The organism is Flavonifractor sp. An112 (assembly GCF_002161085.1).
Lineage (GTDB): Bacteria > Bacillota > Clostridia > Oscillospirales > Oscillospiraceae > Flavonifractor > Flavonifractor avicola.
Genome location: NZ_NFLU01000002.1, coordinates 37558 through 47002 on the forward strand (window position 1 = coordinate 37558; position 9445 = coordinate 47002).

Annotated in this window: 14 protein-coding genes; 3 read left to right on the plus strand and 11 right to left on the minus strand. The window is 55.0% G+C overall.

Going from position 1 to position 9445, the window contains the following annotated elements:
• Nucleotides 1–7: 7 nt before the first annotated feature.
• The 9 genes from B5E56_RS01705 to B5E56_RS01745 form a co-directional block, all read right to left on the minus strand.
• Entirely contained in the window at nt 8–361 is a 354-nt protein-coding gene (locus tag B5E56_RS01705; protein WP_242958724.1) for a hypothetical protein, read from the minus strand.
• Nucleotides 358–1332 carry a DUF3102 domain-containing protein gene (locus B5E56_RS01710; protein ID WP_087388133.1) on the minus strand — a complete coding sequence of 325 codons (975 nt, stop codon included), beginning with the start codon at nt 1330–1332 and terminating at the stop codon, nt 358–360. Before B5E56_RS01710 ends, B5E56_RS01705 begins: the two co-directional genes overlap by 4 nt.
• A complete protein-coding gene (locus tag B5E56_RS01715) occupies nt 1319–2104 on the minus strand; it encodes a ParA family protein (RefSeq protein ID WP_087388135.1) in 786 nt (261 codons plus the stop codon). The genes B5E56_RS01710 and B5E56_RS01715 overlap by 14 nt, the downstream gene beginning before the upstream one ends.
• 13 nt (nt 2105–2117) lie before the next feature.
• Nucleotides 2118–2318, minus strand: a complete 201-nt coding sequence (locus B5E56_RS01720) for a hypothetical protein (RefSeq protein ID WP_087266718.1) — start codon at nt 2316–2318, stop codon at nt 2118–2120.
• Nucleotides 2315–3787: an AAA family ATPase gene (locus tag B5E56_RS01725; RefSeq protein WP_087388137.1), complete on the minus strand. Its 1473-nt coding sequence runs from the start codon at nt 3785–3787 to the stop codon at nt 2315–2317. Before B5E56_RS01725 ends, B5E56_RS01720 begins: the two co-directional genes overlap by 4 nt.
• Nucleotides 3777–4589, minus strand: a complete 813-nt coding sequence (locus B5E56_RS01730; protein WP_087388138.1) for a hypothetical protein — start codon at nt 4587–4589, stop codon at nt 3777–3779. The genes B5E56_RS01725 and B5E56_RS01730 overlap by 11 nt, the downstream gene beginning before the upstream one ends.
• A 120-nt stretch (nt 4590–4709) precedes the next feature.
• Nucleotides 4710–4892: a BOW99_gp33 family protein gene (locus B5E56_RS01735; RefSeq protein ID WP_087187499.1), complete on the minus strand. Its 183-nt coding sequence runs from the start codon at nt 4890–4892 to the stop codon at nt 4710–4712.
• Nucleotides 4893–4936: 44 nt separating this feature from the next.
• A complete protein-coding gene (locus B5E56_RS01740) occupies nt 4937–5386 on the minus strand; it encodes a helix-turn-helix domain-containing protein (protein ID WP_087388140.1) in 450 nt (149 codons plus the stop codon).
• 39 nt (nt 5387–5425) lie between these two features.
• Nucleotides 5426–5635: a helix-turn-helix domain-containing protein gene (locus B5E56_RS01745; RefSeq protein ID WP_242958725.1), complete on the minus strand. Its 210-nt coding sequence runs from the start codon at nt 5633–5635 to the stop codon at nt 5426–5428.
• 756 nt (nt 5636–6391) lie between these two features.
• Between B5E56_RS01745 and B5E56_RS01750 the strand changes: the two genes are divergently transcribed.
• The 3 genes from B5E56_RS01750 to B5E56_RS14715 all read left to right on the plus strand — a co-directional run bounded on the left by B5E56_RS01750 (nt 6392) and on the right by B5E56_RS14715 (nt 8537).
• On the plus strand, nt 6392–6721 hold the full coding sequence (locus B5E56_RS01750; protein ID WP_087388142.1) for a helix-turn-helix domain-containing protein: 330 nt from the start codon (nt 6392–6394) through the stop codon (nt 6719–6721).
• Nucleotides 6722–6928: 207 nt separating this feature from the next.
• Nucleotides 6929–7804 (plus strand): hypothetical protein, encoded by an 876-nt coding sequence (locus tag B5E56_RS14345; protein WP_143383112.1) that lies wholly within the window; start codon nt 6929–6931, stop codon nt 7802–7804.
• A 376-nt stretch (nt 7805–8180) separates the two neighbouring features.
• Entirely contained in the window at nt 8181–8537 is a 357-nt protein-coding gene (locus B5E56_RS14715) for an Ada metal-binding domain-containing protein (protein WP_206404950.1), read from the plus strand.
• 115 nt (nt 8538–8652) lie between these two features.
• On the opposite strand, the gene B5E56_RS01760 is transcribed toward B5E56_RS14715, so the two are convergent.
• Both B5E56_RS01760 and B5E56_RS14695 read right to left on the minus strand, forming a co-directional pair.
• Nucleotides 8653–9264 (minus strand): N-acetyltransferase, encoded by a 612-nt coding sequence (locus tag B5E56_RS01760; protein WP_087187503.1) that lies wholly within the window; start codon nt 9262–9264, stop codon nt 8653–8655.
• Nucleotides 9264–9437, minus strand: coding sequence for a hypothetical protein (locus B5E56_RS14695; RefSeq protein WP_087187504.1), 174 nt, complete (start codon nt 9435–9437; stop codon nt 9264–9266). Before B5E56_RS14695 ends, B5E56_RS01760 begins: the two co-directional genes overlap by 1 nt.
• Between the last annotated feature and the right edge of the window lie 8 nt (nt 9438–9445).

Genomic DNA, 9445 nt, shown 5'->3' on the forward strand with positions numbered 1-9445 from the left:
CGCCCCCTCAGAAGAAGTCGGACAGATCCAGCAGGATGCCATTCCGGTCCGGCTCTGTCTGTGCCGGCTCCAGCTGGATAGTCATGGAGAAGCTGACCTTTGCCCCGTCGAAATAGAAGGACACCGCCCGACGATAGGCCTCAAGATCGGAAATGGAGCCACCCACCCCTTTGGCTACCGAGGCCATGCAGTCCTTGAAGGTGCCGCCCTGAGCCACCGCCTGGGCAAATTCCTCATTCTGCCGGCAGAACTCCAGCAGGGCGTCCCGCACGGCGCTTTTCATGGCGGACTCCTTGTGTCCGGTGACGGCCTTGTACTCCTCCCTCAGCCGGTGTTCCGCCTGCTCATACCAGGCACTCATTCCGCGCACCTCCCGATGGCCTCAGCCAGAGCCTTCAGGGCCTTTTCCATGCCCTTGGCGGCGGTCTGATCATCCCGGCCCCTGGCCTTTAGCAACAGTCCGTGGAGCTTGTTGGCCAGTTCCTGCCCCTGGTTGAAAAGCACCTCGAACTGAGCCAGCTCCTTGTCACCGGCAATAGCGGCTTTCTTTTCCGACTTGTCCCGCTCCTCCAGAGACCGCTTCAGAACTTCCACAGAGGCTTCGGCCTGCTTCTGTTTCTCCCTGGCCTTGGCCGCCGCCTCCTTTGCCTTATCCAGTTTCTCCTGCATCTCGGCGATGGCGTCGGCCCGGGCCTTGTCAATGGCGGCCTGGTCCACCACGGTCTCCACCGCAACGTCCACCGGCTTGGCCTTCAGGTCAGCAAGTTCAGCCTCCAGGCGAGCCACATCCTGCATGGCCTGCTCCCGATCCTCTTTGGCTCCAGCCAAACGGACATTGAGAAACTTCATGTCCTCCGCCATCTTATCCCGGGCCTGCTCAGCCGTGCGCTGGTCTGCCGCCGCCCGTTCAGCGGCCGCTCTGGCCTCGTCCCGCTCCTTGATGGCCTGCTCCAGCTGGCGGGCGCTCATGTCGATGACCTTGTGGTCCTCCATAAACTGCTCCCGCTCTTCCGGCGGCAATGCCAGGAGCGCCAAGGCTTTGGAGGCTCCCAAATCCGACAACGTTGTCGGATTTGACCACTCCCGGGCCAGTCTCATGAATCGCTGGGCGGATCGTTCTGAGAACTCTACTTGCTCCTCCAGCCAGGACCGCCACTCCCCGTGGGACAGCATATCTTTTGCCTCGATGAGGCACCGGCCAATGGTGAGGATAGCCTCTCCCCCAGCCCGCTTGGCATCCAGGATCTCCCCGGTAATGACCTCGATGGTCCTGTCCTCCGCCGTCGGGGCCATAGTCTGGGCGATGAGCCGCCCCAGATCAGGCTTGCCCATACTGGATCCCCTCCTTTGCCGCCAGTTCCGCCACCCAGGCCCGGTAATCCCGGGCCGCCGAACAGAAAGGGCTCCAGGCCTGGACCGCCATCCGGGCCCAGCTGGACTCAGGCACCTTGTCGGTGCGGCGGATCACGGTGTCGTAGACCGGCACCAGCCCCTCCTCCCGGAGGTAGGCCACCGAGTCCTCCACTACCGGGGAGCGGTGCCACTGGTTCACCAGAACACCGGACACCCGCAGCGCCGGGTGAAGGGAGCGCAGGCTGGCAATCTGGTCCACCAAGTCCCCCACGCCGGTGGCCGAACAGGCGTCGGACAGAACAGGAATGATGATGGAGTCGCTGGCCAGAATGGCAGACACACAGGCGGCGGACAGGTTGGGCGGGCAGTCGATGACCATCACGTCATAGGCCCCGTCCTCCTCCAAAGCCTCCCGCATATCTCGCAGCGCCCTATAGCTCCGGCCCCGATCACCACCGGCGGCCTCCAGATCCATGGCCCAAAGATCCTCTGCCGCAGGCAGCACATCCAGGCCGGGCACATCTGTCTGCACCACCAACTCGTCGTAGCAGATACTCAGCCCCCGCAGCAGGGCGCCCAGCCCGGCATACTCCCCGGGCGGCAGCAGGATCTGGGTGGCGTTTGCCTGCCCATCGGCATCCACCAACAGCACCCGCAGCCGGCAGCTGGTTGCCAGCACATAGGCCAGATTGACGGCGGTGGTGGTCTTGCCCACCCCGCCCTTTCGATTGACAATGGCGAAGGTTTTCATGCACGAAACACTCCTATCTTTCGTTGATCGGGAAACACTCCCGGATAATTTCACTTCCTACGGAAGCCTCGGCCATATAGTACCGCCGGGCCGGATGGATATAGACGATCCGGCCGGTTACCGACCGCAGCTTGCGCATTTTGTTGGCCCGCTCGCCGCTGAGTTCATGCTCAAAGGCCGACGGGGTCCAGGTGATCTTCTCGCCTATCCTCATGCGTTTCCTCCTCCAGAGCCTGGACCGCCAGAGTCAGCACCTGGGCCACCTGCAGGTGATCCACTGGGAAGCTGCTGGCCCGTGCCAGGGCCTCCCGGCGCAGGATCTCCAACCGCAGAAGCTGGGCCGCTCTGGTATTGTCCATGCTGGTCTCCTTTCTCACGGAACGGATCGACCTCTGTCTCCGGCAGTTCCAGGAACTGCTGGGGCATACTCAAAGCCCACCCATATGCCTTGTTGGGGTTTCCCGTTCCGGACTTATAGAAGCGCTTACTGCTGGCCTCAAAATTCAATCCGATGCTGCGGCCCCGCTCACCAAAAAAGCGATTCTTCAGGATGGTCAGCACACAATCCTGCTGCCGGTCCGGCCTGGATTCCTTCTCCAGCGCATACACGTTGTCGGCTAGGTTGGTCACATCTCCGATGCCGGACACATCGTCCGAGTCGTCGATCCTGTCAGTCTTGCGGGGATGCGCCACCAGATGGACGTGGACGCCATTGTCATGGGCAAAGGCGGCCAGCTCCGCCACAAACTCCGACTGCGCCCGGTAGAAGTCCCGGTCATTGCCCCGGAACCGTGCGGTCATCAGGTTGTCCACCAGATAGACCTTAGCACCGTAGCGCCGGTGTGCATACCGGAACACCCGCAGAATGTTGGCCGCATCGTGGTAGGTACTGGTCCCGATGTCGTACAGGAGGAAGCGCCCCCGCCACCAGTCGTCAATCAGCCCCTGGACGAAGGGCGTTGGGGATGCGATCTCCCGCCCGCTCATCCGGTCCGTGGTCTTGGATATGTACTGGGGCCCCGCCGCCTGGAGGGAGGCCCAATACTTGAACTTCCAGGCCGGCAGCTCCCCGGAGTAGGCGCATACCGGCTGACCCTGGTCGATGGCCTCCAGCAGAAATTGGTCCAGCAGCGTGCTCTTTCCCTCGCCCCGCTTGCCGGTCCACACGGACAGCTCGCCCATGATGGCCCCGCCGGTGGCCCTGTCCAGATTTGGGATGCCGTAGAGCACCTTGTCCAGCCTTGTCACGTCCGGCTGTTTCACGTCGGCCAGATCCAGCAGGCCATAGGCGGGGACCTCCACGGTGTCCAGCAGCATCTGGTCCACGGCCTTCAGCCCGTAGGTATCCCGCAGCGCACGCACCGACGGGCAGCGCCGAAAACCCTTGTCCTCCACTGCCAGCAGGATCACGTTGGGCAGCCGGTGGCGCAGTTCCCGCACCATGTTCTCCCGCTTCTGGGGATCGGCACACACCACCAGAATGTAGCAGAATTGCAGGAAGAAACCCTCGTACCGGCCGATCTGCTCCCAGCTGCCTAATGTGCGCAGGCACCCGGCGTTAATCTGGACAGCCAGCACGTCCTCGGCATCGGCGCAGAACCAGAACCCGGTGGGAAGGCTGGGGTCGAGAAAGGCGGGGTCGTAGAGTAGCACCTCCCCCACATCGTTCTCCTCACTCCACATGGCGCTCCACCTCCCTCCTGGCTGCTGGGGCTTGTCCGCCTCTCAAGGGGAACACACCCTTCCAGCTGTTGGTCACGGACTCCCGGACGATCTGGAGCTTCAGCTCCCGGGAGCCGTCCGCCAGCTTGTCCAGTTTGTTGAGCAGGGTGGAGATAGCTCTGGGGGAGTCCACCGCCTTCTTGGCAGAGCGCACCTCCATCAGGTCATCCAGGGCCTGGGCCAGTTCCTGATCCTCTCCGGTATACGCGTGGAGCATGGCCTGGACCGTCTGCTTGTCCCCTTTCAGGGCCCTCCGTTCCCCCTTGGGGGGTAAGGGGGGATAATATAACTGGTCAGTAACTGTTTCCTTATTACATTTCCCCGTCTGGTGAAATGGTTGTCCCTGTTTGGTGAAATCCATTTCACCATCTGGTGAAATGGGATGCGGGGGCTCTTTATCGTCAGAATCGCCCATATCACCGTCCGGTGAAGTGAGACAAACAAGGAGCCCATAGGCCTCCAGCACCGGGTCTGTCAGGGCGTACCACACCGTGCGATCCGTCTTATCCTGGCTGAAGTTCCCGGTGAGCAGCGCCCCGTCCTCCTTCAGCTTGGCCACGATCCTTTCTACCTGCCGCCGGGTCCAGAAGGGAAACAACTTGGTCAGGGCGTCCAGGGTATTGTAGGTCCAGGTACGGCCCTCATGGAAGTGCCGCCCATTGGCCTGGTTCTTGGCTACCCAGAATGCCATGGCATGGAGGAAGATGGCCCCGTTGACGCCGTGGCGCTGGGCCAGTTCGGCATTGAAATGGTACTCAGTCAAACTTCCCAACCCCCTTGTAAAATCCGGCCATTTGTGGTATAATAATTATGGTTTTCATGCACGAAACCATCGTTTGGCCTCTCTGTCTGCGCCCACAGACAGGGGGGCCTTTCTTTTTGCCTAATCATGAGACGCACCCCGCTCTCTCTGTTCCCGGATGGCGCGTCCATCCCGGATAAATCCCAGGATCATCCGCAGCACATCATCCGGCAGAGTATGGGTCTCAAGGTATGTACTCAGATCCTCACAGATAGAGCCATCCGCCATGATATTGGTTACCTTGACCTTGCTCATATCGACCATTGCGCGCCACCTCCTTTTTCCATTTATGCTGCCGCCGGGTTGTCCTATGAGGACTCCCGGGCACACCGCAGCTCCAGCGCGGCCTCCACGATCTCCTGTAGGTCCTCCAGGATGGCATCGAACTCGGGCCGCTCCCCGTCATCGATGACGTTGTCCTCCGCGATCCGCAGCAGCCGCCGGTCGGCATGGGACTCTGCAAAAGCAAAGATCCGGTTGGTCAGCTTGGCGCTGGCCTCCAGTACGGATCTGGGCCGGATCTCCGGCACTACGCTCTTGTACAGGTCATCAGTCTCTTGTAGATGCTGCAAGGCCAAATACACGGCATTGTAAAGGATCGCCATCAGCCGCACCACTTGATTGGGCGGAATCCGCTGGCCGGTCTCATAGGCCCGCAGGCTCTCCACGCTGATGCCCAGCCGCTCCGCTGCCGCTTCCTGGGTCAACCCGGCAGACTTGCGGCAAATTTTATAGATATTCCGGCAATCGTCCAGCATGGTTATCTCCTCCTCTTCAGGATAAAATGGATCTGGGGATCAGCTGGCGTCCCGCTCCTCCAGACCGTCCCGGCCATAGAGGGCGTCGATGGAGCAGTTCAGCAGGTCAGCCAGAGCGGGTAGCTTGTCCGCGCTGGGGTTGGCCTGCCCGTTTGCCCACTTGGAAACTGCATTGCTGGATACATTCAGTGCCGCCGCCACCTGAATTCCCTGGAGCCCCCTCGACTCCATGAGTTCTCTGATTTTCAACTTCCTCCCCCCTTCACTTTGGCCTTGTTCCAAACTGTTCGATATGGTATGATTTAGCTATAGGTTTATTGAGGTGATGGGTGTGGGAAACATCTCAAGCGTTGATGACATCGAGCTGTCCTCTTCAGAGCTCAAAGTGCTCCGAACCATCTTAAGGCAGGGAGCTACATCAGATGAACCTCTGCTACACGACATAGAACCCTATCCTTACCTGTATCGGACCGGACTAATAGAGCGGTTCTGCTCAGATGAATTTTCCTATGAGACCGTGCCGAACTGTCTATCCCCTTGAACGCAATTCGTGTGAGTGACTTAGGTCGTATGTACCTGGCACGTACTTCTCGGATCAATGGTGAGAATCGCCTGTCACTGTCACTGTCCGCTGTTGCGGTCCTCATTTCCCTTGCTGCTTTCATACGTTCCTTCTTCCCGTGAATCTGACGCCGTTGACTCAGGTATACGGAATACGCCTGTGCACATCGGGAGCAGGATACATTCCTCTCCCGTGTACCGTTCAAGTTCCTTCTTTAAATTCTCTTTTACTTCTCCAAACAGGTCACACGAGAATGAAAATAAAAGCATTTTAGTTTTCCCCCCTTCCTGATTTCCGGTAAACCTGTGGTTTGCTACGGGTTAATCATAGTTCTGATTTTTGTAATTGTCAATTACAAAATATATATTTCGCAATTATCGTTTATCTGCACAATGCCTTACCATTATAAAAGAAATTGTGCAATTTGTTAGGAGGATACGCCAATGGATATTGTGGACAGAATCTTTCTATTGGTCGATAAGATATATCCTGAACAACGTCAATTTGCAGAGGATTTGGGTATTCCTGCTCCTAGAATCAGCGAATGGAGAAGAAGAAAATCCACGTCTTACAATAAACGGCTTTCCCAAATTGCTGCTGTTTTGAATACTTCTGTGGAATACCTCCTGACTGGTAACGAAAGAACGCCCGTCGGCCTATCGGCCAACGGGCGTGAAGAGAAATTCGTCCAGTTGTTCAGCCAGCTCACGCCGGATCAGCAGGAGCTTGTTCTTGCTCAGCTAAAAGGGATCGTAGACGCGAAAGATAAATAAGCTGCTGCTCCTCGGAGAGCTGTCGGAACAGTTCCAGCGCCTCAGTCATGATGTCATTCTGTACCATGAACAGACCCCCTTCCAAAAAGTATCGTTCACCTATAGGTAGAACAGGCCTGTTTGTTGTACGTTTTGGTACACCGAAGGAAGAAATTTGTCGAAAAAAATTTGATCCTAGGCCAGACACATAAAAGGAGTGCAATTATTATGAAAAAAATAGTTCCCCCTTTGCTGACTCTTTCAATGCTCATAGCTTTATCTGCCTGCTCATCCGGGAACAATTCGACAGTAAATCCCAGCACTGCTTTACCATCCGAAAGTCTTGTCCCTGAGAAAAGCGCAAATAGTTCCGAAATAAGCAACCTGAGTATAGATGCTTACTCTTGGAACTATGATACAAATGAAGATTATCTTGTAACCTGTGAGGGATCATATTCCGGCGAAGTAGTTGATGGTGTACCAAACGGTTATGGTAGATTCGACTCTCAAAACGACTCCGGAGACACCTGGTACTATGAGGGATACTTCAAAAATGGCCGATTCGATGGACAGGGCGGCGTTTATTGGTCTGATGGTTATTCTGAAGTAGGTACCTATATTGATGGTGCCTTTCGTCCAACATATCCGGAAATCCTTGAGTATTACTCAAAGTATGACGCCATCACATTTAACATGAATTCTTCCAGCAAGTCATTTGTTGAAGAACATCCGGATCTCTTTCCCGCCACAACAGAACAGGCCTCTACTGAAGTTGATGCACTGATTGATCCCTCTATCGGATACCCCCAGATTGAAAAGAGCCTGACCAGCGTCCAGGGCAAACTATGTCTAAGAGAAAATGCATACGTAATTCAGGTTGGGGAGATTAACGAACGAGGAAGCGTGATCACTACCCTACTTGTTGGAGATGAAAATGGAGATTATTTTTATATCATCTACAATGGTTCCCTTCCTGATGTCTATTCAGATATGTACATAGATTTCGTGGGATTACCCATTGCTATCACTTCTTTTGATAACATTGGCGGAGGAGTAACCAACACCGCAGTCATTGCTGGAAGTTCTGTCCTTTTTGTTGAATAATTTCACTAAGCGAAAAGTGAAAGGACATCTTTCCTGACTGGATACCAAGTGATAGGAAACATGGATATCCAGACTAATCATGAGGAATGAGAAGTAAGTCATTATGAAAAAGTTATTGACAATTTTTCTCTGCTGCCTGATGCTGACACCCCTGGCGGCCTGCGGAGGCAATGACACCTCCGCTACCCCGTCTCCCAGTCCAACAGTAGCGATACAAACTTTACCTCTGAGCGGAGAGCCTGTTGCTGGAATCTCCGTAGACACCACAGTCAATGAGTCTTCGTCCTGTGTAGACGTCACTATCTCCAATACAACAGAAGCAGATACATTATTCTCCGGCAACATTTCCGTACGCATGATGGACCGTTCCGGAAATATGGTCGGCAGCAAAACCTTCTTTGTAGAGGACATGGCTGCTGGAGCTGTGATTACAGGCAGCATTCCCGTCAGCTCCACCGACGATCTCGGGGCAGAGTTTGGGGTCACAAATGACGTATTTGCCGCTCCCACGCCTACACCTACTCCTGAGCCTACGCCCACGCCTGTGGCCACCCCAGCTCCAGTACAGTCAGTAGGCCAATTTGTAGGCAGCACAGAGTCGGATAAGTACCACTACCCGACCTGTCGCCATGCCAAGAAGATCTCCGGCGCCAACGAGATCTGGTTCACCAGCGCGGCAGATGCCCAATCCCACGGCTATACGGCCTGTAAAGTCTGCGACCCGCCGTCCTGATAACAACACAAAAGCCGGGGCTCACGCCCCGGCCTCTTAAAACGCCAAGAATCGAACATTTGTATTGTTCCGGTTCCTTAGTTGCAAAAAAGCCCCAACTTATCAGCTGAGGATTTTAATGTAAGTACTTCAACAGCTGGATCAGGTGTGTACCGCTCATTTCCGTACGCTCATCCTTATCCAGCTTTCGCTTTCCAAATTCCACATACCCATTGTCACTATAGAATGACCTCAGACGATCAACGTCTTCACACTCCAGGTATACCACCTTGCCTCCGATGATTCGCTGAGCAAGCCGAATCTGATCTTCAGCCATTTTCAACAGCTCGTCACCAGTAATCAGTTTATTATAGTCGTTGGTGTAATTCTTACCGAGTTGAGCAACCAGCGGAGCCATAATTACCAAATCATTTTTAGCCGCACTTGGCATTGCAAATTTTCTTAAGCGTCTACCAAGTGTGCCGGAAACAGAGTGCTTATTCACTACAATATACTTGTTGGCAATCGTAAAATATCCGCAAATGACATTTTCCTTCCGGTAAGACGCATATACCAAAAAGGTCTGAGAAATCCCCTGCTTCGCGAAATCGATTGCAGATCTCTTTGTCAGAAACCGCTCAACATCCCCGTTCTTTGGACACGAAAAGGAGGAGAGGATCTCCCGACAGAAATCCTCTCCCTTTTCTTCTATGATGTCGCTGAGGGACAGTATCGAATAACCTGCCATCATTTATCTCCAAAAAAATCTTTGATTTTATCCTTCTGGATAGTCTGGCACGTTCTGGATATTCGGACCTCTTTGCTCTTTTTTCCCTTTGCGTGCTCAAGTGCTGTAGCAAAACCGCGGCATAGCGACTTGTCCCGGAAGCGGACATCTTTCAGGATGCTCTTTGTAGCCATAACCGCAC

Excerpts from the sequence above, each read along its gene's own strand:
- B5E56_RS14695 (WP_087187504.1), bottom strand. The coding sequence starts at position 9,437 with ATGGCTACAAAGAGCATCCTGAAAGATGTCCGCTTCCGGGACAAGTCG.
- B5E56_RS14715 (WP_206404950.1), top strand. The coding sequence starts at position 8,181 with ATGGTCGGCAGCAAAACCTTCTTTGTAGAGGACATGGCTGCTGGAGCT.
- B5E56_RS01760 (WP_087187503.1), bottom strand. The coding sequence starts at position 9,264 with ATGGCAGGTTATTCGATACTGTCCCTCAGCGACATCATAGAAGAAAAG.
- B5E56_RS01725 (WP_087388137.1), bottom strand. The coding sequence starts at position 3,787 with ATGTGGAGTGAGGAGAACGATGTGGGGGAGGTGCTACTCTACGACCCC.
- B5E56_RS01740 (WP_087388140.1), bottom strand. The coding sequence starts at position 5,386 with ATGCTGGACGATTGCCGGAATATCTATAAAATTTGCCGCAAGTCTGCC.
- B5E56_RS01715 (WP_087388135.1), bottom strand. The coding sequence starts at position 2,104 with ATGAAAACCTTCGCCATTGTCAATCGAAAGGGCGGGGTGGGCAAGACC.
- B5E56_RS01710 (WP_087388133.1), bottom strand. The coding sequence starts at position 1,332 with ATGGGCAAGCCTGATCTGGGGCGGCTCATCGCCCAGACTATGGCCCCG.
- B5E56_RS01720 (WP_087266718.1), bottom strand. The coding sequence starts at position 2,318 with ATGAGGATAGGCGAGAAGATCACCTGGACCCCGTCGGCCTTTGAGCAT.
- B5E56_RS01735 (WP_087187499.1), bottom strand. The coding sequence starts at position 4,892 with ATGGTCGATATGAGCAAGGTCAAGGTAACCAATATCATGGCGGATGGC.
- B5E56_RS14345 (WP_143383112.1), top strand. The coding sequence starts at position 6,929 with ATGAAAAAAATAGTTCCCCCTTTGCTGACTCTTTCAATGCTCATAGCT.
- B5E56_RS01705 (WP_242958724.1), bottom strand. The coding sequence starts at position 361 with ATGAGTGCCTGGTATGAGCAGGCGGAACACCGGCTGAGGGAGGAGTAC.
- B5E56_RS01750 (WP_087388142.1), top strand. The coding sequence starts at position 6,392 with ATGGATATTGTGGACAGAATCTTTCTATTGGTCGATAAGATATATCCT.